This window comes from Aggregicoccus sp. 17bor-14 (assembly GCF_009659535.1).
Lineage (GTDB): Bacteria > Myxococcota > Myxococcia > Myxococcales > Myxococcaceae > Aggregicoccus.
The window spans coordinates 58,982-82,939 of sequence record NZ_VJZZ01000007.1 but is presented as its reverse complement, the minus strand read 5'-3'; the positions used below and the strand labels follow the sequence as shown (position 1 = coordinate 82,939).

Annotated in this window: 23 protein-coding genes; 11 read left to right on the top strand and 12 right to left on the bottom strand. The window is 74.9% G+C overall.

Going from position 1 to position 23,958, the window contains the following annotated elements:
- Positions 1–24: 24 nt before the first annotated feature.
- From FGE12_RS14800 to FGE12_RS14790, 3 genes are read right to left on the bottom strand one after another with little or no spacing between them, the layout of a single operon-like run.
- A complete protein-coding gene (locus FGE12_RS14800; RefSeq protein ID WP_153867124.1) occupies positions 25–1,380 on the bottom strand; it encodes a sigma-54 dependent transcriptional regulator in 1,356 nt (451 codons plus the stop codon).
- Complete coding sequence (locus tag FGE12_RS14795) at positions 1,377–2,777, bottom strand: ATP-binding protein (protein WP_153867123.1); 1,401 nt, start codon at positions 2,775–2,777, stop codon at positions 1,377–1,379. The genes FGE12_RS14800 and FGE12_RS14795 overlap by 4 nt, the downstream gene beginning before the upstream one ends.
- A 4-nt stretch (positions 2,778–2,781) precedes the next feature.
- A complete protein-coding gene (locus FGE12_RS14790) occupies positions 2,782–3,252 on the bottom strand; it encodes a hypothetical protein (protein WP_153867122.1) in 471 nt (156 codons plus the stop codon).
- A gap of 246 nt (positions 3,253–3,498) precedes the next feature.
- Between FGE12_RS14790 and FGE12_RS14785 the strand changes: the two genes are divergently transcribed.
- Positions 3,499–3,771 carry an acid-shock protein gene (locus FGE12_RS14785; RefSeq protein ID WP_194797888.1) on the top strand — a complete coding sequence of 91 codons (273 nt, stop codon included), beginning with the start codon at positions 3,499–3,501 and terminating at the stop codon, positions 3,769–3,771.
- A gap of 89 nt (positions 3,772–3,860) precedes the next feature.
- Here FGE12_RS14785 and rsmB read toward each other — a convergent pair whose 3' ends face one another.
- Genes rsmB through FGE12_RS14765 form a run of 4 tightly spaced genes read right to left on the bottom strand, consistent with a single transcriptional unit; the run spans position 3,861 to position 7,762 of the window.
- Complete coding sequence (gene rsmB / locus FGE12_RS14780) at positions 3,861–5,189, bottom strand: 16S rRNA (cytosine(967)-C(5))-methyltransferase RsmB (protein WP_153867121.1); 1,329 nt, start codon at positions 5,187–5,189, stop codon at positions 3,861–3,863.
- Complete coding sequence (locus FGE12_RS14775; RefSeq protein WP_153867120.1) at positions 5,186–6,166, bottom strand: type II 3-dehydroquinate dehydratase; 981 nt, start codon at positions 6,164–6,166, stop codon at positions 5,186–5,188. Before FGE12_RS14775 ends, rsmB begins: the two co-directional genes overlap by 4 nt.
- An 8-nt stretch (positions 6,167–6,174) precedes the next feature.
- Positions 6,175–7,137, bottom strand: a complete 963-nt coding sequence (fmt, locus tag FGE12_RS14770) for a methionyl-tRNA formyltransferase (RefSeq protein WP_153867119.1) — start codon at positions 7,135–7,137, stop codon at positions 6,175–6,177.
- A 16-nt stretch (positions 7,138–7,153) separates the two neighbouring features.
- The gene (locus tag FGE12_RS14765; protein WP_153867118.1) at positions 7,154–7,762 is read right to left on the bottom strand and encodes a HAMP domain-containing protein; all 609 of its coding nucleotides are present in this window, start codon (positions 7,760–7,762) and stop codon (positions 7,154–7,156) included.
- Between the two features lie 97 nt (positions 7,763–7,859).
- On the opposite strand from FGE12_RS14765, the gene FGE12_RS14760 reads away from it, so the two are divergent.
- On the top strand, positions 7,860–9,482 hold the full coding sequence (locus FGE12_RS14760) for a HEAT repeat domain-containing protein (RefSeq protein ID WP_153867117.1): 1,623 nt from the start codon (positions 7,860–7,862) through the stop codon (positions 9,480–9,482).
- A gap of 32 nt (positions 9,483–9,514) precedes the next feature.
- Here FGE12_RS14760 and FGE12_RS14755 read toward each other — a convergent pair whose 3' ends face one another.
- Positions 9,515–10,933 (bottom strand): LETM1 domain-containing protein, encoded by a 1,419-nt coding sequence (locus tag FGE12_RS14755; protein WP_153867116.1) that lies wholly within the window; start codon positions 10,931–10,933, stop codon positions 9,515–9,517.
- Positions 10,934–11,284: 351 nt separating this feature from the next.
- Here FGE12_RS14755 and FGE12_RS14750 point away from each other — a divergent pair, with 351 nt between their 5' ends.
- On the top strand, positions 11,285–12,427 hold the full coding sequence (locus FGE12_RS14750) for a hypothetical protein (RefSeq protein ID WP_370458985.1): 1,143 nt from the start codon (positions 11,285–11,287) through the stop codon (positions 12,425–12,427).
- 125 nt (positions 12,428–12,552) lie between these two features.
- On the opposite strand, the gene FGE12_RS14745 is transcribed toward FGE12_RS14750, so the two are convergent.
- Entirely contained in the window at positions 12,553–14,811 is a 2,259-nt protein-coding gene (locus tag FGE12_RS14745; RefSeq protein ID WP_153867115.1) for a Tex family protein, read from the bottom strand.
- 89 nt (positions 14,812–14,900) lie between these two features.
- On the opposite strand from FGE12_RS14745, the gene FGE12_RS14740 reads away from it, so the two are divergent.
- From FGE12_RS14740 to FGE12_RS14730, 3 genes are read left to right on the top strand one after another with little or no spacing between them, the layout of a single operon-like run.
- On the top strand, positions 14,901–15,803 hold the full coding sequence (locus FGE12_RS14740; protein WP_153867114.1) for a fatty acid desaturase: 903 nt from the start codon (positions 14,901–14,903) through the stop codon (positions 15,801–15,803).
- Positions 15,746–16,570: a helix-turn-helix transcriptional regulator gene (locus FGE12_RS14735; protein ID WP_194797887.1), complete on the top strand. Its 825-nt coding sequence runs from the start codon at positions 15,746–15,748 to the stop codon at positions 16,568–16,570. The genes FGE12_RS14740 and FGE12_RS14735 overlap by 58 nt, the downstream gene beginning before the upstream one ends.
- Positions 16,571–16,605: 35 nt before the next feature.
- Positions 16,606–17,274 carry a hypothetical protein gene (locus FGE12_RS14730; RefSeq protein WP_153867113.1) on the top strand — a complete coding sequence of 223 codons (669 nt, stop codon included), beginning with the start codon at positions 16,606–16,608 and terminating at the stop codon, positions 17,272–17,274.
- 83 nt (positions 17,275–17,357) lie between these two features.
- Here FGE12_RS14730 and recA read toward each other — a convergent pair whose 3' ends face one another.
- Together recA and FGE12_RS14720 are read right to left on the bottom strand one after the other, a co-directional pair.
- Positions 17,358–18,443, bottom strand: a complete 1,086-nt coding sequence (recA, locus tag FGE12_RS14725; protein WP_153867112.1) for a recombinase RecA — start codon at positions 18,441–18,443, stop codon at positions 17,358–17,360.
- A gap of 75 nt (positions 18,444–18,518) precedes the next feature.
- Entirely contained in the window at positions 18,519–19,091 is a 573-nt protein-coding gene (locus FGE12_RS14720; RefSeq protein WP_153867111.1) for a hypothetical protein, read from the bottom strand.
- Between the two features lie 92 nt (positions 19,092–19,183).
- Here FGE12_RS14720 and FGE12_RS14715 point away from each other — a divergent pair, with 92 nt between their 5' ends.
- From FGE12_RS14715 to FGE12_RS14695, 5 genes are read left to right on the top strand one after another with little or no spacing between them, the layout of a single operon-like run.
- Positions 19,184–19,783 carry an RNA polymerase sigma factor gene (locus tag FGE12_RS14715; protein ID WP_370458984.1) on the top strand — a complete coding sequence of 200 codons (600 nt, stop codon included), beginning with the start codon at positions 19,184–19,186 and terminating at the stop codon, positions 19,781–19,783.
- The gene (locus tag FGE12_RS14710) at positions 19,780–20,277 is read left to right on the top strand and encodes an anti-sigma factor (protein ID WP_153867110.1); all 498 of its coding nucleotides are present in this window, start codon (positions 19,780–19,782) and stop codon (positions 20,275–20,277) included. The genes FGE12_RS14715 and FGE12_RS14710 overlap by 4 nt, the downstream gene beginning before the upstream one ends.
- Positions 20,274–20,825, top strand: a complete 552-nt coding sequence (locus FGE12_RS14705; protein ID WP_228530803.1) for a DUF3106 domain-containing protein — start codon at positions 20,274–20,276, stop codon at positions 20,823–20,825. Before FGE12_RS14710 ends, FGE12_RS14705 begins: the two co-directional genes overlap by 4 nt.
- The gene (locus FGE12_RS14700) at positions 20,822–21,100 is read left to right on the top strand and encodes a hypothetical protein (protein ID WP_153867109.1); all 279 of its coding nucleotides are present in this window, start codon (positions 20,822–20,824) and stop codon (positions 21,098–21,100) included. Before FGE12_RS14705 ends, FGE12_RS14700 begins: the two co-directional genes overlap by 4 nt.
- A gap of 50 nt (positions 21,101–21,150) precedes the next feature.
- The gene (locus FGE12_RS14695) at positions 21,151–22,839 is read left to right on the top strand and encodes a bifunctional UDP-sugar hydrolase/5'-nucleotidase (RefSeq protein ID WP_153867108.1); all 1,689 of its coding nucleotides are present in this window, start codon (positions 21,151–21,153) and stop codon (positions 22,837–22,839) included.
- A gap of 7 nt (positions 22,840–22,846) precedes the next feature.
- Here FGE12_RS14695 and FGE12_RS14690 read toward each other — a convergent pair whose 3' ends face one another.
- A complete protein-coding gene (locus FGE12_RS14690) occupies positions 22,847–23,887 on the bottom strand; it encodes a hypothetical protein (RefSeq protein ID WP_153867107.1) in 1,041 nt (346 codons plus the stop codon).
- Between the last annotated feature and the right edge of the window lie 71 nt (positions 23,888–23,958).

Here is a 23,958-nt window from a genome sequence, read left to right as displayed (position 1 = left end):
GCGCCGCTTCACTTCCAGTGCGCCCTACTCGCTCTCCCGCTCGCTCGCCTCGAGCAGCTTGTAGAGCGTCTTGCGGTCCACCCCGAGCAGGCGCGCCGCCTCGCTCTTGTTGCCGCCGGTGTGCTGCAGCAGGTGCGCGGCGTAGCGGCGCGAGAGCTCGGCGAGCGTGGGCAGGTCGCCCGCGAGCCCGGTGAGCTTGGGGGTCGCATCCCCGATGGGCGCGGGGAAGTCCTCGGGCCCCAGCACGCCCGTCACGTTGAGGGCGAGCGCGCGCGCCACCACGTTCTCCAGCTGGCGCACGTTGCCCGGCCACGCGTACGCGGTGAGCCGCGCGAGCGCCGCCGGGGTGACGGCGGGGCGCACGCCGCCGCGGGCGTGGAGCGCGGCGAAGTGCTCCACCAGCGCGGGCACGTCCTCGCTGCGCTCGCGCAGGGGCGGCAGGTGCAGGTGCACCACGTCCAGGCGGTAGAGCAGGTCCTCGCGGAAGGCACCCTCGGCCACGCGCGCGCGCAGGTCCTTGTTGGTGGCGGCCACCACGCGCACGTTCACGCGCACCGGGGTGCTCTCGCCCACGCGGCGGATCTCCCCCTCCTGCAGCGCGCGCAGCAACTGCGCCTGCACCTTGGCGCCCACGTCGCCGATCTCGTCGAGGAAGAGGGTGCCGCCGTCCGCCTCCTCGAAGAGCCCGCGGCGCGGCCCCGAGGCGCCGGTGAAGGCGCCCTTCGCGTGGCCGAACAGCTCGCTCTCCATGAGGCTCTCGGCGATGGCGCCGCAGTCCACGGGGATGAAGGGCTGCGAGGCGCGGGGGCTGCGCGCGTGCAGGGCGCGCGCGACCTGCTCCTTGCCGGTACCCGTCTCGCCGGTGATGAGCACGGGCACGGGGCTGCCGGCGGCGCGCGCCACCTGCTTGTACACCTCGAGCAGCGCGGGGGAGCGGCCCACCAGCGCGCGCTTCTCCGCGGCGCGCGCCTTGAGGGCGCGGTTCTCCTCCTGCAGGCGCTTCTGCTCGAGCGCGCGGCGCGCGATGCGCACCAGCGCGTCCAGGTCGAAGGGCTTGGGCAGGTAGTCGAAGGCGCCCTGCTGGATGCTGTCCAGCGCTCCCTCGATGTTGCCGAACGCCGTGAGCACGATGACGGGCGCGTCCGGCTGCGCACTGCGCGCGTGCGCGAGCACCCGCAGGCCGTCGCCCGGCTCGGGCATGGCCATGTCGGTGAGGACCAGGTCCCAGCCGCCCGCGTCCAGCCGCTCTCGCGCGCTCGCGGCCCCGTCCGCCTCGTGCACCTCGCCGAGGCCCCCGAGCAGCCGGCGCAGCAGGTCGCGCGCGTGCGGGTCGTCGTCCACGACAAGGATGCGCTCGGCGCTGCGGCTCGCGGCGCTCATCCTGCGGTCTCCATGGCTGTGGCAGGAGGCGGCGCGGCGAGCGGCAGCTGCACGCGCACCCGGGTGCCCTGCCCCTCCGCCGAGTGCACCTGGATGCCGCCCCCGTGGGCCTCCACCACGCGCTTCACCGTGGCGAGCCCCAGGCCGTGGCCCGGAAGTGCGCGCACCTCGGGGGCGCGGAAGAAGGGCTGGAACAGCGCCGCCTGCACGCGCTCCCCCATCCCGATGCCGTTGTCCTTCACCTCGAGCACGGCCGTGTCCTCCTCGCGCGCCACGCGCACCTCCACCCGGGCGCCCTCGCGCCCCGCGGTGTACTTCACGGCGTTGGAGAGCAGGTTCTGGGCCACCACCTGCAAGAGCTGCGGCGGGCAGCGCACGGCCACCCCCCGCTCCACCTCGCGCGAGAGCGCCACGCCCTGGGCGGCCGCCGTCTGGCTCACCTCGAGCAGCAGGGTCTCCACCGCCACGTCCAGCTCGCCGCGCGGCCGCTCGCTGCCCGCGCGGGTGCCGGCGCGGCAGAAGCGCAGCAGCGCCTCGATGAGCTCGCTCATGCGCGCAGCACCCGCCTCCGCGTGGCCCAGCATCTCGAGCGCGCCCGGGTCCTTCAGCCCCGCGCTGCGGCGGATGAGGGTGAGGTAGCCGCGCAGGGGCGCGAGCGGGGCCATCAAATCGTGCGCGACCCGGCTCGCGAAGGCGTCCAGCTCGCGGTTGTGGCGCCCCAGCTCCTGCAGCTGCTCCTGGATGGTGGCCTCCTGCGTCCGCAGCCGCCGCGTCACCTGCCAGCCCACCGCGAGGCTGAGCAGCACCGCGAGCAGGGTGAGCGCGGCGCTGCCCTGCGTGCTGCGCAGGCGCAGGGTCTCCACCTGTCGCAGCAGGTCGCGCGTGTCGCGCGCGTTCTGGGCCTCGAGCTGCGCGGCGAGGCTGTCCAGCTCCACCGCCACCGGGTGCAGCTGCTCCACCAGGTGCAGGCGCGCCTGCTCCGCCTCGCGGGCGTGGCTCAGGCCCACCGTCTCGCGCACCTTCGCCGCGAGCGCGTCGCAGCTCGCGTTGAAGCGCTTCCACACCCGCAGGCCCTCGCCCTCGGGCAGGCCGCGGGTGCTCTGGGCGCTCGCATCCCGGATGCGCGCGAGCACGCCGGCCATCGCGGCGTCCGCCGCCTCGCGCTCCACGTCGTTGGAGGCGCGCACGTGCGCCTCCGTCGCGCTCTCCAGCAGCAGCGCGTCCACCCGGATGCGGCCGATGAGCGCGGTGCGCGCGAGCGCGTCCTGCACCAGCCGGTCCACGCGCCGGCTCGCGCGCACCTGGGCCCAGAGCGTGAAGAGGGCCGCGGCGGACAGGAGCGCCACGGTGAAGAGGAAGCCCGCGCGGTAGCGGCGGATGGAGCTGCCGAGCGCCATGCGCCTAGGGCTGCCCCACCGCCCCGGCCTCCTGCGGCGGGGACAGCGGCGGCGGGGCGCTGCCGCGGCGCGCGCGGGTGAGCGCCTGGCGGTACCAGAGCTCGGACATCTGGTCGTGCAGGGTGCTCAGCTCGCGCTCGCGCTGCTCGAGCTGCTGCGCGTGCTCCTCCAGCTCGCGCCGGTCCGCCTCGCTCGCGCGCAGGTCCAGCGAGAGCAGCTCCGCCTCCTGGGCGGCCTCGGCGCGCTCGGCCTCCAGCGCCTCCTGCGCGCTCTCCAGTGTGGCGAGCGCGTTGAGCAGGCGCTGCTCCTCCTCGCGGCCCGCCTCCAGCTGCGCGCGCAGCCGCTCGGCCTCCGCCAGCTGGGCCCGGTAGCGCCCGGCCGGCACGCACGCCGCGCCGCTCCCGCCCAGCCCCAGCAGGGTGAGCGCCAGGACGAGCGCAGGGCGGCGGCAGCGGGGACTGACGGTGTTCGGCACGGACCGCGCGAGGATGCTCAAGATGGACCGGCGCGTCAAAAGGAACCCGCCCCTTCGGGGGGCTTGGAGGGACGCTCGGTGGCCGCCTGCCTGGGGAGCCGCTCCTCGCGCTCCCGAGGCGGCCTGGGGAGCCGCTCCCCAGGCCCACATGTAAGTCCAGGCGCGGGTGGGCGTGGCACGCGGGCTGCTCTGTCCACTGGCTGCCACGGCGCATTCCGCACCGGTAGAGCCACGTTGGAGCTTTCCATGAAGCGCATCGTCACCGTGATCGCCCTCGCTGCCTCCTTCGCCGCCTTTGCCGCCGAGACCCCGGCGCCTGCCGCTGCCCCTGCCGCTCAGATGAAGGCCTCCGAGACCAAGACCGAGAAGGCCTCCGAGACCAAGGCGACCGAGATGAAGGCCGAGGCCGCTCCGGCGAAGAAGGCCACCAAGAAGACCGCGAAGCACGCCGCCGCCACCTCGAAGACCGAGACGAAGACGGAGACCAAGGCCGAGACGACCCCGGCCCCCACGAAGTAGCGGCCCACGCAGCACCGCAGCCGAAGCCCCTCTTCGCGGGGAGCGTCCCGGGCCCTCTGGCGGGAGGCTCCCTGCACTTCGTTCGGGGGCTAGTAGAGCTTTCGCAGGCGCGCCGCGAAGAAGCCGTCCATCCCCTCGGGGCCGGGCAGCGTGCGCAGGTAGCCCTGCGCGAGCGGCAGCTTGAGCGTGGGCAGCGAGGGCGGCTCGGCCGTCCACTCCGGGTGGCTGCGCAGGAACATCTCCACCTGGTCCTGCCCCTCCTCGGCCTCGGTGGTGCACACCGCGTAGAGCAGGAGGCCGCCGGGGGGCACCTGCTCCTGGCAGTTCTCGAGGATGCGGCGCTGCAGCGCGGCGATGCGCGGGATGTCCTCGGGCTTGCGCCGGTAGCGCAGCTCCGGGTGGCGGCGCAGCGTGCCCAGGCCCGAGCAGGGCGCGTCCACCACCACGGCGTGGAACTCGCCGAGCTCCCGCGCCTGCGCCTCGGAGAAGGGCTGGGTGGCGTCGTGGGCGAGCGTGCGCAGGCGGCTGCTCAGCCCCAGGCGCTTCGCCTCGCTCTCGATCTTGCGCAGCTTGGGCGCGTGGAGATCCGTGGCCACCACCTCGTGCGTCTCCGCCTCGTGGCAGGCCTTGCCGCCGGGCGCGGCGCAGGTGTCCAGCACGCGCGCGCTCTCGGGGATGGCGCCGTAGATGCCCACCAGCTGGGCGGCCTCGTCCTGCACCTGCCAGAGGCCCTCCGCGTAGCCGTACACGTCCTCGAGCCGGCCCACGCTGGGCAGCACGATGCCCACGGGCGAGAGCGCCGTCGCTTGCGCGTCCAGGCCCGCCTCGCGCAGCTGCGCGAGCAGCGCGTCGCGGGTGATGCGGCTGGCGTTGGCGCGCACGACCACGGGGGGCGCCACGTTGTTCGCCGCGAGGATGGCCTCCCCGCGCTCGGGCCCGTAGTGGCGCAGCCAACGCTCCACGAGCCAGGCCGGGTGGCTCTCGCGCACCGAGAGGTGCTGCACGCGGTCCCCGGGAGGCGGCAGGGGCTGCTGGGGCAGCGCCGAGAGCTTGCGCAGGATGGCGTTGACGAAGCCCGAGGCGCGGCTGAGGCCGATCTCCTTGAGCGCCTGCACCGTCTCGGCGACCGCGGCGCGCCCCGGCACGCGCATGTAGAAGAGCTGGTAGGCGCCCACGCGCAGCGCCGCGAGCACCCGGTCCTCCATGGTGTCCAGGCGCCGGTCGCTGAACTGCAGGATGGCGTAGTCCAGCGCGAGCTGGCGGCGCGTGGCGCCGTACACGAGCTCGGTGACGAGGCCCGCGTCGCGCGGGTCCTTCGGGGGCTGCTCGGACAGCACGGTGTCCAGCACCACGTTGAGGTAGGCGTCCGTGGCGCGGACGCGGGCGAGGATCTTGATCGCGAGGACGCGGGCGCTCATGTGTCCAGCTCCGTCATCAGCTCGATGAGCTGCTCGTCGGTGAGGCGGCTCGGCGGGAGGGTGGAGAGGGTGAGGCGCTGCAGCACGTCTTCGAGCAGCTCGCGCTGGCCGCTCTCCACCGCGGCGCCGCGCTGCACGTCCAGCAGGTGGCCGCGCGCCCAGGTGGCGAGCGCCGCGGGGCTGAGACGCCCCGCGAGCCGCTCGGCCACCTTCTGGCGCACGCTCGCGCGGCTGACGAGCTGCGCGGCCTCGTCCTCGCCCGCCAGGTGCGCCGCGCGCCCGAGCGTGCGCGCGGCGAGCGTGTTGGTGCGCGCGGGCGGCGCGGCGCTGCGCTTCGCCGCGGGCTTGCGCCCCAGCGTCTTGGCCACCTCGCCGCGCTGCGCGCGCTCCTTGAGCCGGTTCACCGGCTTGCGCCCCAGGGTCTTGCCCGCGGGCGCACCCTGGGAAGGCGCGCGCGCCGCCGCTGCGTCGTCCGAGGCGGCCTCGGACGCAGTCTCCGCCGCATCGCCGGCCGCGTCGCCGGCTGCCTTCGGGGACGCCGCGTCGGGCGCGGCCGCAGGCACGGCGCGCGCGAGTCGCTCGAGCGCGAGGAGGTAGCCCGCCGCGCCCTTGCCGGCCACGTGCGCGAGGCAGACGCCGCGCAAGAGCGAGCGGCGGCCGCGGCGCACCGGGCCCGGGTGCACCTCCACCGCCGGCAGGCGCGCGAGCGCGAGCCCCTCGGCGAGCGCGTGGCCACCGAGCGCGAGCGCGCCGGGGCTCACCAGCACGCCCACCGCGCGGGCCCCTTGCGCGTGCAGCGCGTCCAGCAGCGCGCCCTCGTGGTTGCTGCTCACCACGTGCAGCTGCAGGCCCAGCGCAGCGGCGCGCGCGTGCAGCGCCGCGTCGATGTCCGCGAGGCGCGTGCCGGCCGCCTCGGCGAGCTGCGGCAGGTTCGGTCCGTGGAGCACCAGCAGCAGTCGGAGGGAGCGGGAGGGCATGGGCAGGGTCAGGGCGCCGGCGGGGCGGTGAAGGGGCGCGAGCCGGGAGCGAGCTTGCGGCCGGAGAGGAAGTCCGCGGCGCCCATCGCGCGCTTGCCCTCGGGCTGTACCTCGAGCAGCCGCAGGGAGCCCTGCGCGCACGCGACCTCGAGCCCCGCGGGGCCCGCGCCGAGCAGCGTGCCGGGCTCGCCGCGGCCCTCCGCCACCTGCACGCGGTGCACCTTGAGCCGCGCGCCCTCGAGCCAGGTGTAGGCGCCGGGCCAGGGCGTGAAGGCGCGCACGCGCCGCTCCAGCTCCTGCGCGGGGCGGGTGAAGTCCAGCAGCCCGTCCTCCTTCTGGATCATCGGCGCATACACCGCGCCCTCGGAGGGCTGCGGCACGGCCCGCAGCTCCCCGCGCAGGAAGCGCGGCAGCTCCTCGCGCAGCACCTGGCCGCCGAGCGCCGCGAGCTTCTCGTGCAGGCTCGCGCTGGTCTCCTCCGGGAGGATGGGCAGGCGGCGGCAGGCGAGCACCGGGCCGGTGTCCAGGCCCGCGTCCATCTGCATGAGGCACACGCCGGTCTCCGCGTCCCCGTGCGCAATCGCCCACTGGATGGGCGCCGCGCCGCGAAAGCGCGGCAGGAGGCTCGCGTGCACGTTGACGCAGCCGAGCCGCGGCACGGCGAGCAGGTCCTCGGGGAGGATCTTCCCGTAGGCCGTCACCACGCAGGCGTCCGGCCGCAGCTCGCGCAGCGTCTCGCTGAAGGGGGGCGTGCGCAGCTTCTGCGGCTGCAGGACGGGCAGCCCGTGCGCGAGCGCGAGCGCCTTCACCGGCGGCGCGCTCAGCGCCTGGCCGCGGCCCTTGGGCTTGTCGGGCTGGGTGACCACGGCGACGAGCTCGAGCGCGCCCTGCTCCTGCAGCGCGAGCAGCGCGGCGAGCGAGCCGACGGCGAACTCCGGGGTGCCCATGAAGACGATGCGGGGACGGTCCATGCGTGTCCCCTCTCTCTCACGAGCCGGGCGTGAAGGCCACGTCTCCCGCACCCTCCGCGGCCTGGCGCTTGCGCGCGTGCAGAGACTCCAGGGTGGCGAGCGCCTCGCGCGCCTCGGGGCTCACCGCGATGGGGGCGAGCGCGCCCAGCACGTGCCCCAGCGCGCGCGCCTCGTCCGCCTCGCGCGCGCGGATGCGGTCCACCGCCTCGCGGAAGCGCTCGAAGAAGCTGCGCAGCTCGTCGCGCTTGCGCAGCGGGCGCAGGCGCGGGTAGCGCCCCGCGGCGAGCGCCGCCATGTACAGCCCCATCACGTGCACCGGCCCCGCCACCCGGTGGGTGAGCAGCAGCCCGAACAGCCCCAGCACCACGGCGGTGCCCAGCGCCCCCACCACCGTGAGCCACAGCAGCGTCTGTCCGCCCGTGGACACCTCGCCTGCCGCGCCGCCGACAGTGGCGGCCATGGCGCTCGCGTGCACCTGGTAGGCGAGTGCGCCGAACAGCGTCACGGCCGCCGCGCCGAGCGTGGCGAGCAGCAGGCTGTAGCGCAGCTGGAAGCTGCGATCGAGGAGCAGGGTGCGGCGGCGGTGGGGGGCCGCGCGGGGCCCGGCGCTGGGGTCGGAGGTCATGTCGTTCTGCAGGCTACCTCAGACCGGAGGGCGGTTTGATTCTTCCGCCGCAGGCGGACTACGACCTCTCCTACATCCCGCTGCCAGGAGAGCCGGCATGACTCGCTCGCGCGTCGCCCTGTGTCTCGTCCTCTCGTCCCTCGTCGGAGGACTCGCCGCGTCCACGCTCGGCTGCAACCGCGTGGACCCGGACTCGCCGGAGTACTGGGACAAGACGCTCTCGCGCACCCGCCGCGTGGCGGACGAGGTGCGGGTGGTGGACGCGATGCGCGGCTCCGGCCACGTGGACAAGCGCTTCCTGCCCATGCTGCACGAGCGGCTCGGCGAGGCGCGCGCGCCCGAGCTCAAGAGCGCCCTCGCGCGGGTGCTCGGCTCGATCAAGGACCCCTCTTCCGTGGAGCCGCTCACGCGCGCCATCTCTGCCAACCCGCGCGGCGGGGACAACGGGGCGAACGGGGCCATCGCCGCGGCGCTCGCGCAGATCGGCGACGCGCGCGCCATCCCCGCGCTGGTGAAGCTGCTCGCGGTGCCGGACAACTACACGCGCGTGGAGGCGATCAACGCCCTGGGCGCGATACGCGCGAAGGAGGCGGTGGAGCCGCTCGCGCAGCTGGCCACGGACGACCACACGGACGCGCAGGTGGCCAAGCGCTCCATCGAGGCGCTGGGGCGCATCGGGGATGCGCGCGCGGTGCCCGCGCTGGTGAAGATGCTCACCCAGGAGCGGCGCAACGTGTCCTTCTACCCGGAGAGCTCCTTCGCCCTCTTCCAGCTGGGGCGCCCGGCGGGTGACGCGCTGCTGCCGGTGCTCGAGGGCAAGGACGCGCAGCTCGCGAGCTGGGCACAGGGCCGGCGCATCCTGCCGGCGAGCTACTACTCCAAGGCGGCGCAGGTGCTCGGCGACCTGCGCGACCGGCGCGCGGAAGGGGCCCTGATGCAGCGGCTCGCCTTCAGCGACAGCGACCCGCGCATCCAGGCCATCGTGCGCATGCAGGCGGCGGACGCGCTGGGGCGCATGCGCACGCAGGCCGCCATCAAGCCGCTCACCGCGATGCTGGTGGAGACCGACCCGGTGGTGCGCGCCGCCTACGTGCGCGCGCTCGTGCACCTGGGCGGGCGCGACGCGATCCCTGCGCTGCAGAAGGCCGCCACCCAGGGCAACTGGTGGGCGCGCGAGGCGGCCGTGGAGGGCATCACCCTGCTCGGCGATGCGCGCGAGCTGCCGCTGCTGCAGAAGCTCGCGGCGGCGGAGCCCGCGGCCACCCAGGCCGAGTGCCAGAAGCAGGACTACGACGGCTGCGACGAGGCGCCGAAGCTGGGCCAGGAGCGCGCCGCGGCGTACACGCGGCTCTCGCAGCGCCTGCAGGCGGCGCAGGCCTGCGGCCAGGACGCCGCCTGCTGGGGCGCGCGGCTGCAGGACCCCAAGGCGGACGCGGGCGTGGTGCGCCGCGCGGCCCTGGAGCTGGGGCGCGCCGCGAGCGCCGCGCACGCGGACGCGCTGGTGGCCCGCCTGGACGAGCGCGACACCGAGACGCGCGCCACCGTCATCCAGGCGCTGGACTGGATGGTGGAGGGCAACAAGGACGCGGGCGCGAAGGTGCGCGCCGCCCTGCCCCGCATGAACCAGCAGCTGGAGCAGGAGCGCGGGCGCACCGAGTTCATGAAGGTGAACGAGGACCTGCGCCGGCTCGTGGTGCGGCTGCAGCGCACCGAGGCCTAGCGGTCCGGGAGCCCTCGGCGGTCCGGGAGCCCTCAGCGGTCCGAGGGCGGCAGCGTGTCCTCCCCCGGCGCGAGCGCGGGGGGAGGCTGCGGGTCCTGGAAGGCGCTGGGCAGCAGGTTGAAGGGCAGCACCTTGGCGAGCGCGATGAGCAGCAGCATCCCGCCGGGCGCGGCGAAGATGGCGAGCGCGGGGATGGCCTTGGCCACGTCGATGAGCTGGGCGCGCATGCGCTGGCGCTCCTCGGCGCTCAGGGGCTGGCGGCGCGCCGCCTTGGTGAGCAGCACGCTGAGCTCGCCCGTCTCGCGCACCTCGGTCATCAGCCGGTGGAAGTTCTTCTCCAGCGTGTCCTGCATGCTGGAGACGAGGTCCTCGCCCAGGAGCCCCGCCGCGGCGCTCACGGTGAACACGTCCACCACGCTGCGGTTCTTCGCGTAGAACTCGGCCATCTGCAGCTCGAGCCGGTGCAGCTCCTCGGGCGACACCTGCATCGCCTGCGCGAGCTCCTGGATGAAGGCGCGCTCGGCGCGGCTGCGCCGCCCGTCCACGAGGCTCGCGAGCAGCGTCTGCTCGAGCAGGAAGTGGCGCTGGTCCGCGCTGCGCACGCTCGCCACCACCGCGCGCACCGGGCGCTTGCGCTCGAAGGCGCCGCGCACCGCCGCCTTCAGCTCGCCCTCCAGCGCGTCCGGGAGGCCCAGGTCCTCCACCTGGCGCAGGATGGCGCGCCGGCTCGCGAAGCTGGGCGGGCGCTCCACGCAGGCGAGCGCGGTGAGCACCTCCACCAGCAGCGCCTTCTGGCGCGCCGCGAAGTCCAGGCGCCGCTGGGCCATGGTGCGCGGCAGCGCGCCGCGGCTGAAGTAGTCGATGGCCTGGCGCACCAGCATCTGCGCGTCCGCGTAGAGGGCGCCGTTGTGCAGCACCAGCCCGTACACCGGGTCTCCGGCGAGGCTGATGGCGCGCCGCTCGAGCGCCGCCTCCACCCGGCTCCACAGCCTGCGGGGCACCGGCTGCGGCAGGCGCTTGTGCAGCGCGTCCGCCTCGTCCAGCAGCCCGGTGAGCACCGCGAAGAGCAGGAGCAGCTGCTCGCGCCGCGGGCCCTCCGGGGCCCCGGTGAGCGCCGCCACGTCCAGCGCCATGCGCGCGAGCGTGCGCACCACCGCGAGGAAGAGCTGCTCCTCGGGCGCGCGGGAGGGGGCATGGGTGCGGCTGGCGGCGGCGGGCGCGGGGGCCTCCGGCGCGGCAGGGGTGCCCGCTACCTCGGCCGCGGCGCCCGTGGGCGTGCCGTAGAGCAGCCCGCTCTCGCGCAGCATGGCCCGCAGGTAGGCGCGGGCGCGGGCGCGGCCCGAGCTGCCCTCGGGCAGCCCCGGAGGCACCGCGGGCTCGGGCGCGCGGGCATGGGCGGCGATCGCCTCGTCGAGCAGCGTGGAGAGCCAGCCGGCCTTGCCCAGGTACATGCCGTGCGACACCGCAGAGGGGGAGAGGGAGGAGGGAGGGAGCAGCAGGGACGCGGGTCGAATAGCGCAGGGGCGCGCCGCCCGCCAGCGGCAGTGGAGGCACGGCGCGGAGCTCGGCTGGCGGCGCCGAGAAGCGGACGTCGCGAGGGGGGCGGCCGCCCGGAGGCCCTGCCCGCGCGGCGCCGCGGGTGCCCGCTCGCCCAGCGCCATCCCCTGCCCCGCATCGCACATCGCGCTTCCGTCCTGGATCCAGTGCGCTAACCTCCCCCCGTTCTCCTCCGGCTCCGCTCCCATGCGCCCCCCGCTTCCGCCCCCGTGCCGCACGCGTCCCACGCCTCCGCCGGAGGTGTGGTGAGCGAGCAGGACTACCGCAGCGAGGTGGAGGGGCTCTTGGACGAGGCCGCGGCGCTGCCCCATGGGGACGCGCGCGTGGCGCTGCTCGAGTCCGCGGTGGGGCTCGCGGAGACGCACGGCGACCTCGCGCTCTCGTACGAGGCGCGCCTCGAGCTCATCGACGCGGCGACCTTCGGGGGCTTCCCGGACAAGGCGCTGGATGCCTTCGCCTGGTGCCGCGCCCAGCAGCAGCGCGCGCCCGAGCGCTTCGAGGTGGGCGAGCTGCTGTGGAAGGCCAAGTGGGTGGTGGGCCGGCTGCACGAGTTCCCCCACATCAGCCGCGAGCGCGTGCACGCGGCGCTCGAGGAGCTCGCGCAGGCCTTCGCGCGCGCGGGCGCCGGCGAGCGCGCCCTGCTCAAGCTGCGCTACCAGACGGCGCGCGACATGGGCGACCAGGAGGCGGCCGCGGGCTACTGGCGGCAGTGGCTCGCCACCCCGCGCGACGCGCTCACCGACTGCGAGGCCTGCGAGCTGGACGACGAGCTGGACCTGCACCTGGACCTGGGCGAGCACGAACAGGTGATGCAGAAGGCCTTCCCGCTGCTGCGCGGCTGGACGGGCTGCGCCGAGGTCCCGCAGCGCACCTACGGCAGCGTGCTCTACCCGCTGCTGCGCCTCGGCCGCATGGAGGAGGCGCAGAAGCTGCACCTGCACGGCTACCCGGCGGTGGCGCGCAACCGCGACTTCCTCGTCACGGTGGGCGAGCACCTCGAGTTCCTCGCGCTCACCCACAACTTCGCGCGCGCGCTGGTGCTGCTCGAGCGGCACCTGGACTGGGCGCTCGCGCACGCGAGCCGCGTGGACCGCTTCGCCTTCCTCTGCGCCGCGGCGCTCCTCTTCGAGCTGCTGCGCGCGGAGGGCCACGAGGTGCTCACGCTGCGGCTGCCCTACGGCTTCCCGCTGCACCAGGCGGACTGCCTCTACGCCACCGTGCGCCTGCAGAAGTGGGCCGAGGGCGAGGCGCAGGAGATTGCCCGCCGCTTCGACGCGCGCAACGGCAACGCGCGCTACGCGGAGCTGCTCGGGCGCGCCCTCGCGAAGAAGGCGCACGCGCGCTCCTTCCCGCTCGAGCCCGCGCCGAAGCGGCCGCTGGACAACTAGCAGGCCGGGGTGCAGGTGGGCCCGCAGTAGCAGCCCTGCGCCACCTGACATCCGCGTCAGCCCCGAAAGGCGACGCCTTCAAGCCTCGCCCGTGTCGAGGCCAGGGCAACCAGGGCAGCCGCGCCCTAGCGCTTGAGCTTGCCGAAGGGGTTGTTGAAGGGGGCGGCGGGTGCGGGGCGCTGCGGGGGCTTCGCGGGGGCGGGCGCGCGCGGGCCGGGCGCGGCCGGTGGCGCACCCTCCGTCACCGCGCGCACGCTCAGGCCGAGGCGCTTGCGCGCGAGGTCCACGCTGAGCACGCGCACCGTGAGCCGGTCGCCCACCTTCACCACCTCGGCCGGGTCCTTCACGAAGCGCTGCGCGAGCTGGGACACGTGCACGAGCCCGTCCTGGTGCACGCCCACGTCCACGAAGGCGCCGAAGGCCGTCACGTTGGTCACCACGCCCTGCAGCAACATCCCCTCCTTCACGTCCTCGAGCCGGGTCAGGTCCTCGCGATGCGCAGGCGGGGTGAAGTCGCCGCGCGGGTCTCTCGCCGGCTTCTCCAGCTCCGCGAGGATGTCCTTCAGCGTGAGCTCGCCCACCTCCTGGGTGACGTAGCGCTGCAGCGGCACGCGGCGCACGAGCTCGGGCTTGCCCACCAGCTGCGGCAGAGGGACGCCCAGGTCCTTCGCCATCCGCTCCACCACCTCGTAGCGCTCGGGGTGCACCGCGGAGGCGTCGAGCGGCTCCTCGCCGCGCACGCGCAGGAAGCCCGCTGCCTGCTCGAAGGTCTTGGGGCCCAGGCCGCTCACCTTGAGTAGCGCCTTGCGGCTCTTGAAGGGCCCCTTCTGCGCCCGGTGCGCCACGAGCTTCTTCGCGAGCGTGGGCCCCACGCCGGACACGTGCTCGAGCAGCTGCGGGCTCGCGGTGTTCACGTCCACGCCCACCGCGTTGACGCAGCTGTCCACCACCTCGCCCAGCTTCTTCTTGAGCAGCCCTGCGTCCACGTCGTGCTGGTACTGCCCCACCCCGATGCTCTTGGGGTCCAGCTTCACCAGCTCCGCGAGCGGGTCCTGCAGCCGGCGCCCGATGGAGACCGCGCCGCGCAGCGACACGTCCAGCTCGGGGAACTCCTCGCGCGCCACCGCCGAGGCCGAGTAGATGCTCGCGCCCTGCTCGCTCACGCTCACCAGCGTGGGCTTCTCGGGAAGGGCCGCGAGCGCCTCGCGCACGAAGGCCTCCGCCTCGCGGCTGCCCGTCCCGTTGCCCACCGCCACCAGCGCAGGCGCGTGCTTGCGCACCAGGGCCTCGAGCACGCGCGCCGCCCGCGCGCGCTCCTCGCCCCCGCGCTCGCTGTAGAGCGTGGCCGTCTCCAGCAGCCCACCCGTCTCGCCCAGCATCGCCGCCTTCACCCCGGTGCGCAGGCCCGGGTCCAGCGCGAGCACCCGCTTTGCCCCCGCGGGCGGGGCGAGCAGCAGGTGGCGCAGGTTCTGGCCGAACACGGCGATCGCCTCGCGGTCCGCGCGCTCCTTGAGCTCGCCGCGCAGCTCGCTCTCGAGCGAGGGCCCCATCAGCCGCTCCCACCCGTCCTCCACCGCCTCTTGCAACTGGGTTGCAAAGAGCGCCTGCGGCCGGGTGACGACGCGGGAGGCGAGCTGCGCCTTCACGGCGGCGTCCGGGAAGTCGAGGCGCACCTTGAGCAGCCCCTCCTCCTCGCCGCGCAGGAGCGCGAGCACGCGGTGGCTCGGCGCGGTGCGCAGGGGCTCGCGGTGCGAGAAGTAGGCCTCGAACTTCCCGGCCTCGGCGCGCTTCGCGGCCACTACCTCGGAGGCGAGCTGCCCCTCGCGCACGCAGGCCTCGCGCGCGAGCCTTCGCAAGGCCGCGTCCTCCGCCACGCGCTCCGCGCAGATGTCGCGCGCACCGGCGAGCGCCGCCGCCGCATCCGCCACGCCCGCCTCGGGGCGCACGAAGGGGCGCACGCGCGCGTCCACGCTCTCGCCGCGCGCGCCCTCCTGCCGCCAGAGCAGGTCCGCGAGCGGCTCGAGGCCGCGCTCGCGCGCCATCGCCGCGCGCGTGCGGCGCTTGGGGCGGTAGGGCAGGTAGAGGTCCTCGAGCTCGGTGCGCGTGCGCGCCGCGAGCAGCGCGCGCAGCAGCTCCGGGGTGAGCTTCCCCTGCTCCTCGAGCGAGTGGCGGATGGCGTCGCGGCGCCCGTCGAGCTCGGCGCGCTCGGCGGCCCGGTCCAGTACCGCCTGGATCTGCACCTCGTCCAGCCCGCCGGTCGCCTCCTTGCGGTAGCGCGCGATGAAGGGCACCGTGGCCCCCTCGTCGGCGAGCGCGAGCGTGCGGTCCACCTGGGAGGGCGTGAGCCCCAGCTCGCGGGCGAGCTCCTGTGCGTAGGCGTGCATGGGCGCCTTGTACCCGGGTTGCGCCCGGGCGCAACCGCTTGGCGCCCGCGGCGAAGCACTCCTCCCCCACCCGAGGGCCCAATTCCGCGATGGCCACCCGCTTTCCCGCCGACGCGCCGGCGCTGGACCTGCCCAACCTGGGCGTGCACGCGCTGTGGGCCGGATGGTTCGGGGTGCTGCTGCGCGCGTGGGACGCGGCCCCGGTCCCCACGCGCGCGGCGCTGCTGCTCGCGGGCGTGGCGCTGCAGTTCTGGAGCTACGCGGCGCTGCACAACCACATGCACGTGCCGCTCGCGCGCTCACGGCCCCTGCGCTTCGTGCTGCACCGCACCCTGGGGCTCGCCTGCGGCTTTCCCTACCGCGGCTACCACCTGCACCACCTCAACCACCACCGCTTCGACAACGGCGAGGGGGACTGGGGTCGCCTGCGCCCAGGCGAGGCCGCGCTGCACTACTGCGCGCGCTGGGCGCTCACGCCCTGGCTCTGGCCCTGGGTCGCGCTGGGCAAGGTGTGGGGGGCGGCGCGCGGGCGGGCCCAGCGCCTCGAGCTGCTGCTGGACTTCGCCGTGGTGGACGGCACCGTCGTCGCGCTGCTCGTGTGGCGCCCGGCCCTGGGCGCGGGCTACCTCGCCGGGCTGGTGGTGACACAGGGCTGCATCCACTACCTCAACCTCGCGGCGCACCACGGCACGGACGCGCGCGAGCGCACGCAGCTGGCCAACACCTCGCGCTCGCGCTTCTACAACCGCTGGTTCTTCAACGCGGGGCTGCACCAGGCGCACCACCTGCGGCCGCAGCTGCCGTGGCGCGCGCTCGAGGCGCTCACGCGCGAGCTCGAGCGCGAGGGGCGCCTGCCCGTTCACCTCACCACCGGGCTCAGCCCCCTGCACCCCGCCTGGGCGGCGCGGGTGGTGCGCGGCTATGATGCGCGGGCGTGCAAGCCGCCGGCGGACTCGAGGACTACGCCCGCGCCCCCGTCGGGCGCTACCTAGGCGGCGAGGGCCACCTGCACTGGACGCGGGGCCCGGCGCTGTGCGGCCTCATCCTCTGGGGCCGGCCGGACGAGGCGCAGCTGCAGCGCATCACCCGCGTGCTGGACGTGGAGCTGCCGCCCGCCCCACCCCACGCCTCGCTCGTGGACGCGCGCCGCCTGGAGGGCGTGGACCCGGGCGTCTTCGCCCGCTTCGCGCACTACATGGGCGCGCGGGCCGCGGGCTTCGGCGCGAGCGTGCAGCGCCAGGCGCTGGTGCGCCCGCAGGGGCTGGTGGGGGCGCTCGTCGCCGGCTTCTACGCGCTGCGGGCCCCCGCCTACCCGGTGCGCGTCTTCGAAGCGCCCGAGGAGGCGCTCGCGTGGCTGGGCTGCACGGACGCGCCCGCGCTCGCCCGGCAGCTGGATGCGCTGTGGACGGGCGAGGCCGGGGAGTCCGCGACGGTGCGCGCGCTGGGCGAGGCGCTGCGCGCGGACCTCGCGCAGGCGAGCCTCGCCCGGGCGGCGCGCGCGCTGGGCCTGTCCGAGCGCACCCTGCAGCGGCGGCTGCAGCTCGCAGGCACCACCTTCCAGGCGGAGCTGCACCGCGCCCAGGTGCGCTGCGCCCAGGCGCTGCTGCGCGACAGCGACCTGAAGCTCACGGCGATCGCGCTCGAGGTGGGCTGCGCCTCGCTGCAGCACTTCAGCGGCCTGTTCCGCCGGCTCACCGGCGAGTCGCCGAGCCACTGGCGGGCCCGCGCGCGCGCCCGGGCGACCGCAGGGCCGGGGTGAAGCAGCGCTTCGCCAGAGGGGCTAGACTCGTGCGCATGCGCCCTCCCCTCTCGCCGGACCTCCCCACCCCTGAGCTTCGCCTGCTCCGCGCCACGGCGCTCGCGCTGGCGCTCGGCGCGGGCGGGCTCGCGCTGGGCTGCGCGGGGCCGGACCTCGGTCCCTCGCGCGGCACGCGGGGCGGCCCCTGGTGGATCCCCGACTCCGAGGTGAGGTCCGCGGTGGGCGCGGTGCAGGAGACGAGCAGCTACCGCGAGCAGCGCCAGGCGCCACACCCCGTGCACTTCCGCGCCGCGGGCGAGCGCGAGGCGCTGCTCGGCCGCGCCGTCGCGGTGCTGCGCGCGCAGGGCTTCTCACTGCAGCCGCAGCTCGACGCAGGCCCCCTGCGCACGGTGCGGCGCGACGGGGGACTGTCCTACGGCACCGTGAGCGCCCGCCCGGCCGTGCTCGCGCGCAGCTACGCGCTGGCGCTCGAGCCGGTGCCGAGCGCGCCGGGCGCGGCCCCGGCGCTCTGGGCCTGCACGCTCTGGGTGGAGGTGGAGCGCTGCGCCCGGGAGGACGCGCGCTCGCCACGCGACGCGCGCCCCTGCGCACCTCAGGCCGAGGCCCCGCCGGAGCTGCAGCGCGAGCTGGATGCGCTGGGCCAGGCGCTCGAGGCGGCGCTGCGCGAGCCCTCTGCCCCGGCCACGGCCGCCGCCGCGCGCTGAGGCCCGCAAAGACGAAGGGGCTGCCCACCGTGCGGTGAGCAGCCCCTGTCGCTGAGTGCCCGGCGCCTGGCCGGACGCCGCGACTACTTCGCCTTGCGGGCGCGCTTCTCCTCGGCGGGGGCGTCCCCGTCCTCGGCCGCAGGCGCCGGCACCGCCGCGAGCTGCGGCTTGCCCACGCCGTACTTCTCCAGCGTCAGCGTCTCGATGGCCTTGTAGACCTCGGGGTGCTCGCGCAGGTACTCCTTCGCGTTCTCACGGCCCTGGCCGATGCGCTCGCCCTTGAAGGCGAACCACGAGCCGCTCTTCTCGACGATGCCGTCGTTGGACGCCATGTCGAGCAGGTCGCCCTCGCGGCTGATGCCGGTGCCGTACATGATGTCGAACTCGACCTCCTTGAAGGGAGGCGCGACCTTGTTCTTCACCACCTTCACGCGGGTGCGGCTGCCCACCACCTGCTCGCCGTTCTTGATGGCGCCGATGCGGCGGATGTCCATGCGCTGCGACGCGTAGAACTTGAGCGCGTTGCCGCCCGTGGTCGTCTCCGGGTTGCCGAACATCACGCCGATCTTCATGCGGATCTGGTTGATGAAGATGACGCAGGTCTGGCTCTTGGAGATGGTGCCGGTGAGCTTGCGCAGCGCCTGGCTCATGAGGCGCGCCTGCACGCCCATGTGCGCATCGCCCATCTCACCCTCGAGCTCCGCCTTCGGCACGAGCGCCGCCACGGAGTCCACCACCAGCACGTCGATGGCGCCCGAGCGCACCAGCATCTCGGCGATCTCCAGCGCCTGCTCACCGGTGTCCGGCTGGCTCAGCAGGAGGTCGTCCGTGCGCACGCCCAGCTTGCGCGCGTAGCCGATGTCCATCGCGTGCTCGGCGTCGATGTAGCCGCACACGCCGCCCTTCTTCTGGGCCTCGGCGACGATGTGGAGGCAGAGGGTCGTCTTACCGGAGGACTCCGGTCCGAAGATCTCGATGATGCGGCCCTTGGGCACGCCACCCACGCCCAGGGCGATGTCCAGCGACACGGAGCCCGTGGAGATGGCCTGCACATCGCGGATCATCGGCTCGTCGTTGCCGAGCCGCATGATCGAGCCCTTGCCGAACTGGCGCTCGACGGCGGACATCGCCAACTCGATTGCCTTTTCCTTCTCAGTATTGACGGCCATTCTGTCTGCTCCTGTCGATAGGGTGAGGCACCCCGCCCCACCTGAACTCGCGTTTAGTATCGCGATGGATGGGTTCTAGTCCACGGGTCTGACATCGCCTTCGTCGCGGGGTGGATGCGGCAGGGACCCCGGCAGCGCCCCCCGTGCCTCGGCGGTGGCCTTGGCAGCGGGGGCGGGGAGATAACGCCCGGGACCGGCCCATGCGAGGGCTCCGAGGACCAGCGCCACGCCTGCCAGGCCGCTGGCCAGCACGGCGGCTGCGGGCCCCCCGGAGAGCAGGAGGAAGAGGGCGAGCAGCAGCGCCCCCCCGGCGAGCGCGAGCGCCGGCCGGCGCCCCCGGCCCCGGGCCTCCGCGCGCGCGTGGGCGAGGTCCTCCGGAGAGACCTCCAGGGCGTGGGGAAGCCCGAGCGCGAGGAGCCGGCGCACGGCGGCCGCCCGCACGCTCCGGCCCAGGGCATCGCGCAGGCCGTGCAGGCCGGGCTCGGCGAGCAGGCGGTGCAGGGCCGCGGGAGGCGGGCCCCCGGCTCCGCCTTCGCCAAGGGCCTCCAGCAGCGCCCGGGCGAGGCGCCGGCGCTCGCGGGCGCCCCGGGCCCGGGCGACCCGGGGGAGCAGCGCGTCGAGCGAGGGCGGGGTGGAGGGCGGGGCCACGGCGTGGGACCTTACGCCCTCCCCGCTCTGCCGGGCGCTAGGCTCTCCGGGCCTCCCGCAACTTTTCCCCCACCCCTGGGTTCAACCTTCCCGTGACGGCAGACCTCGACCCGGACGCACAGGCAATGCTGAGGGTGGCGGCGGGCGACCGGCAGGCGTTCGCGCAGCTGTTCGACCGCTACCACCCGAGCGTCGCGCGCTTCGCGCTGCGCTTCGTGGGGGACCGGGCCCGCGCCGAGGAGCTGACGCAGGACATCTTCGTGAAGCTGTACCGGCACGCGAAGGCCTACCGCCCGAGCGCGCGCTTCAAGACCTTCCTCTTCCGGGTGGCGACGAACCACTGCCTCAACGAGGTGCGCCGCGGCGAGTACCAGGTGGAGCACACGGTGGAAGAGGAGGCGGGAGTGGAGATGGCGGGACCGGCGTCCGAGGGCCCGGAGCAGGCGCTGGCGGGGCGGGAGCTGGAGCGGGCGGTGTCGCGCGCGCTCGCCGGGATGAGCGAGCGCGAGCGGGCGGCCTTCACCATGTGCCGCTTCGAGGGCATGGCGTACCGCGACATCGCCGAGGCGCTGGAGGCGAGCGAGGCCGCGGTGAAGAGCCTCATCCACCGCGCCACCCTCGCGGTGGCGCGGGCGGTGGAGGAGCTGCAGTCGGGCGGCGGCGCGCTGCCGCCCGCGAGGAGTCGGGCATGAGCTGCACGTACGAGGAAGAGCTGACCGCCTACATCGATGGAGAGCTGGAGGCGCCGCGCGCGCGCGAGGTGCAGGCGCACCTGGCGGGCTGCGCCGCGTGCCGGCGCACGGAGGGGCTCCTGCGCCACACGCTCGCGCGCCTCCCCGAGCTGCCCGAGCCCGCGCTCTCTCCGCACACGCGCCGCGCGGTGCTCGCGCGCGTGGAGGCCCTTCCGCGGCCCCTGTCCGAGCGCCTGGGTGCTGCCTTCAAGCCGCTGCTGCGCCCGGTGCTGCTCGTGCCGGGGCTCGCCGCGGTGGCGCTCGCCGTGGTGCTGCTGCAGGCGCAGCAGGAGCCGAGCGTCGGGTCGCTGCTGCTGCCCGAGACGGCGGACCCCGTGGCGTTCGAGGTGGCGAGCAACATGGAGCTCGCCGAGGACTACGACGTGGTGGGGCTCGACAGCCCCGAAGACCTGGAGGTCATCGCGAACCTCCACACCCTGGAGCGGCAGCGATGATGCGCTTTCCCCTTCCCCGCCTCGCGGCGCTCGTGCTGGCGCTGTCGCTGCCGGCGCTCGCGCAGACGGCGCCCCAGCCCGCGCCGCCGCCGGAGGCCGCGAGCCCGGCCGCCGGGGCCGCCTCCGATGCTGACCGGCGCGCGGCGCTCGAGCGCTTCGAGAAGATGAGCCCCGAGGAGAAGGAGCGGCTGCGCGAGCGGCTGCGCGAGTTCAAGGCGCTGCCGCCGGAGGAGCGGGCGCGCGTGCGCGAGAACCTGCGCCGCTTCCGCGCCCTGCCCCCCGAGGAGAAGCAGCGGCTGCGCCAGAACCTGGCCGACTTCAAGCGCCTCCCGCCCGAGGAGCGGCGCGCGCTGCGCGAGCACTTCCGGGAGTTCCGCGGCCTCAAGGCCGAGCGGCGCGCCGAGCTGCGCCAGCGCATGCGCGCCTACCTGCGCGCCCACCCCGAGCGGCGCGAGGAGATGATGGAGAACCTGCGCCGCTGGCGGCAGATGACTCCGGAGGAGCGCCAGCAGCTGCGCCAGCGTCTGCGCGAGAGGCGCGGGCAGTGACGGCGCTGCTGCTGCTCGCCGCGCTCGCAGCGGCCCCCGCCCAGCCCCCGCAGAAGCCCGCCGCGCAGCCTGCGCCCGCGCCGCGCGGGGCGAAGGAAAAGAAGCCTGCGCCCCAGCCCTCGTCCGGGGAACCCAAGGACGCCGGGGCGGCGCAGGAGGCGAAGGACGAGGACCGCGAGGTGGTGGAGAACCTCGAGCTGCTCGAGCACCTGGACGAGGTGCAGAGCGCCGAGGACCTGGAGCTGATGCTCGAGCTCAGCCGCGACCCCGAGTAGCCCTCGCGCTTCTGGCCAGCGCGGCCCCGAGCCGCTAAGACCGGGCGCGCATGTCCTCCTCGCGCCCTGCCCCCGTCCTCCGCGCCGCGCTTCTCTGTGCGGCGACGCTCCTCGCCTCGTGCCGCACCGCGGCCCCCGCTCCGCGCGCGGCCGCGCAGGCCACGCCCGTGCACGTGCAGCTGATCGCGTTCAACGACTTCCACGGGCAGCTGGAGCCGCCTGCAACGCCCTTCACGCTCGGCCCGGACGCGAGCGGCAAGCCCGAGCGCGTGGACGCGGGCGGCGTCGCCTTCTTCGCGCGCCACGTGGCGCAGCTGCGCGCACAGAACCCGAACACGCTCGTCGTCTCCTCGGGAGACCTCATCGGCGCGAGCCCGCTCGTCTCCGCGCTCTTCCACGACGAGCCCACCATCGAGGCGATGAACCTGCTGGGCCTGGACCTCGCCGCCGTGGGCAACCACGAGTTCGACGAGGGCAGCACCGAGCTGCTGCGCATGCAGCGCGGCGGCTGCCACCCCGAGGACGGCTGCCAGGACGGCACGCCCTTCCCGGGCGCGCGCTTCCACTACCTCGCGGCCAACGTGAAGGACGCGAGCGGCCACACGCTGTTCCCCGCCTACGAGGTGCGCAGCTTCGAGGGCGTGAAGGTGGGCTTCATCGGGATGACGCTGGAGGGCATGGCCACGCTCGTCACCCCCACGGGCATCGCGGGGCTGCACTTCACCGACGAGGTGGAGACCGTGAACGCGCTGGTGCCCAAGCTCCAGGCCGAGGGCGTGCAGGCCATCGTCGTCCTGCTGCACGAGGGCGGCGAGCAGGCGCCCGGCAGCCGCTACGACGGGTGCACCCGCCTCACCGGGCCCATCGTGGACATCGCGCGCGGGATGTCCCCCGCGGTGAGCGTCATCCACAGCGCGCACACGCATCAGGCGTACAACTGTGTGCTCTCCGGCAAGCGGGTGACCAGCGCCGCGAACGTGGGCCGCCTGCTCACGGTGCTGGACCTCTCGCTGGACCGCGCGAGCGGCAAGGTGCTCGAGGTGAAGGCCCGCCAGGAGGTGGTCACGCGCGACGTGCCGCCCGTGCCCGAGGAGCAGGCGCTCGTCGCGCACTACAAGGCGCTGAGCGCGCCGCTCGAGAAGCGCCCGGTGGGCTTCCTCCAGGCCCCCCTGCGCCAGGCGCCCGGGGTGCTGGGTCCCACCGATACGGGCGAGAGCAGCATCGGCGACGTGATCGCGGACGCACAGCTGGAGGCCACGCGGGCCCAGGGCGCGCAGCTCTCGTTCATGAACCCGGGAGGAATCCGCGCCGACATCGACGCCGGCGAGGTGACCTACGGCGAGATCTTCACGGTGCATCCCTTCGGCAACACGATGGTGACGCTCACGCTCACCGGCCGCGAGCTGCACCAGCTGCTCGAGCAGCAGTGGCTCGGCAGCCGCGTGCGCATCCTCTCGCCTTCGCGCAACTTCACGTTCACCTGGAGCACCTCGGCGCCCGAGGGCTCGAAGGTGGACCCCGCCTCGATGCGGCTGGACGGCGTGCCCGTGGATCCCGCGAAGCGCTACCGCGTCACCGTGAACAGCTTCATCGCGGCCGGCGGCGACGGCTTCAGCGTCCTGCCCGCGGCGGGCGAGCGCGTGGGCGGCGTGCTGGACCTGGACGCGCTGCAGGCCTACCTGCACGCGCACAACCCGCTCGTGCCCCCGCCGCTCGACCGCGTCCACCGCGTGCCCTGAGCCCGCTTCAGCGCTGGATGGGCCCGGTCTGCACCACCTCGAAGTCCGAGCCGTGGATGCCCGCGAGCGAGTGCAGCTCGGGGATGCTCCAGCGCGGATCCGAGGTGCCGCCGATGCGCCAGCTGTTGCCGTTGTCCGCCACGATGGCGCCGTAGCGCTGCAGCGCGCGCAGCAGCACCCGCATGCGCGGCGCATAGCCGGAGAGGTCCACGCTCGCCTTGAGCCGCAGCCGCAGCCCCATGGGCGGAGCGAAGGGGCTGCTCGAGGTGGCGGAGAAGTGGCTCGCGGGCGCGATGTAGCCCGCCTGCGTGGCGTGAGAGGTGATGCGGATGGCGTGGCGCAGCTCGCCCTCCGTCTCCTCGTAGCGCACGAGCCCGGGGAGGATGGGCAGGCCCGCGGCGTCCGCGGAGGTGTAGCCCTCGGGCCGCGTCCAGTTCACCCCCAGGTGCCAGAGCGCGCCGGACTGCGCGAACCAGCCGCCGTCCGCCTTGCGGCGCAGGTCGTAGAGCTCGTAGGCCCAGCAGCGGTCGCGGTCGAGCACGATGGCGTGGTGGTCCGCATCCGGGTCCTTGTCGGCCTCGCGCAGCACGTCGTCCGGGATGGGATAGGGCCCGGGGTCGCTGTGCGCCTCGTAGCGGAATTCCACCGGCACGCGCGGCTGCGTGCCGCGCACCACCGTGATGGGCACGCCGTACTGCTCGGCGAGCTGGCCCCAGGCCGCGACGAGCTCGCCGTCAGCGCCCATCGCCTCGATGAAGCGCTCGGAGTCCGGGTGCACGGGCAAGCGCGACACGTCCTGGTTCCACGCGTTGTCGAGCGGGAACACCGCGCAGCCCTCGATGACCGGGCCGGGGTAGCCCGGCCCCGGGTGCACGGCATCCGCCGTGTCCGGGCTGCCCGCATCCGGCACGCCCGCGTCCGCCCCGGGCGCAGGCTGCGGCGGGGGCAGCGGAGTCCCCTGCCCGCCCGCGCACGCGAGGAGGCCCGCAGTGCAGAGGAGCGCGCCTCTGCGCAGGAGCAACTGCAGGTGGGTGAGCCAGGAGGCCATCCCCTGCGAATTGGGGACGTGGGGCCGGACGAGGAAGTCTCCCCCGCGGTTGCAGTGCCGGGCAGTGAACT

Coding starts and splice junctions, on each gene's coding strand:
- rsmB (WP_153867121.1), bottom strand. CDS start 5,189: ATGAGCGCCCGCGTCCTCGCGATCAAGATCCTCGCCCGCGTCCGCGCC.
- FGE12_RS14740 (WP_153867114.1), top strand. CDS start 14,901: ATGGCCACCCGCTTTCCCGCCGACGCGCCGGCGCTGGACCTGCCCAAC.
- FGE12_RS14760 (WP_153867117.1), top strand. CDS start 7,860: ATGACTCGCTCGCGCGTCGCCCTGTGTCTCGTCCTCTCGTCCCTCGTC.
- recA (WP_153867112.1), bottom strand. CDS start 18,443: ATGGCCGTCAATACTGAGAAGGAAAAGGCAATCGAGTTGGCGATGTCC.
- FGE12_RS14795 (WP_153867123.1), bottom strand. CDS start 2,777: ATGGCGCTCGGCAGCTCCATCCGCCGCTACCGCGCGGGCTTCCTCTTC.
- FGE12_RS14775 (WP_153867120.1), bottom strand. CDS start 6,166: ATGCCCTCCCGCTCCCTCCGACTGCTGCTGGTGCTCCACGGACCGAAC.
- fmt (WP_153867119.1), bottom strand. CDS start 7,137: ATGGACCGTCCCCGCATCGTCTTCATGGGCACCCCGGAGTTCGCCGTC.
- FGE12_RS14765 (WP_153867118.1), bottom strand. CDS start 7,762: ATGACCTCCGACCCCAGCGCCGGGCCCCGCGCGGCCCCCCACCGCCGC.
- FGE12_RS14690 (WP_153867107.1), bottom strand. CDS start 23,887: ATGGCCTCCTGGCTCACCCACCTGCAGTTGCTCCTGCGCAGAGGCGCG.
- FGE12_RS14745 (WP_153867115.1), bottom strand. CDS start 14,811: ATGCACGCCTACGCACAGGAGCTCGCCCGCGAGCTGGGGCTCACGCCC.
- FGE12_RS14710 (WP_153867110.1), top strand. CDS start 19,780: ATGAGCTGCACGTACGAGGAAGAGCTGACCGCCTACATCGATGGAGAG.
- FGE12_RS14800 (WP_153867124.1), bottom strand. CDS start 1,380: ATGAGCGCCGCGAGCCGCAGCGCCGAGCGCATCCTTGTCGTGGACGAC.
- FGE12_RS14785 (WP_194797888.1), top strand. CDS start 3,499: ATGAAGCGCATCGTCACCGTGATCGCCCTCGCTGCCTCCTTCGCCGCC.
- FGE12_RS14730 (WP_153867113.1), top strand. CDS start 16,606: ATGCGCCCTCCCCTCTCGCCGGACCTCCCCACCCCTGAGCTTCGCCTG.
- FGE12_RS14695 (WP_153867108.1), top strand. CDS start 21,151: ATGTCCTCCTCGCGCCCTGCCCCCGTCCTCCGCGCCGCGCTTCTCTGT.
- FGE12_RS14755 (WP_153867116.1), bottom strand. CDS start 10,933: ATGTACCTGGGCAAGGCCGGCTGGCTCTCCACGCTGCTCGACGAGGCG.
- FGE12_RS14705 (WP_228530803.1), top strand. CDS start 20,274: ATGATGCGCTTTCCCCTTCCCCGCCTCGCGGCGCTCGTGCTGGCGCTG.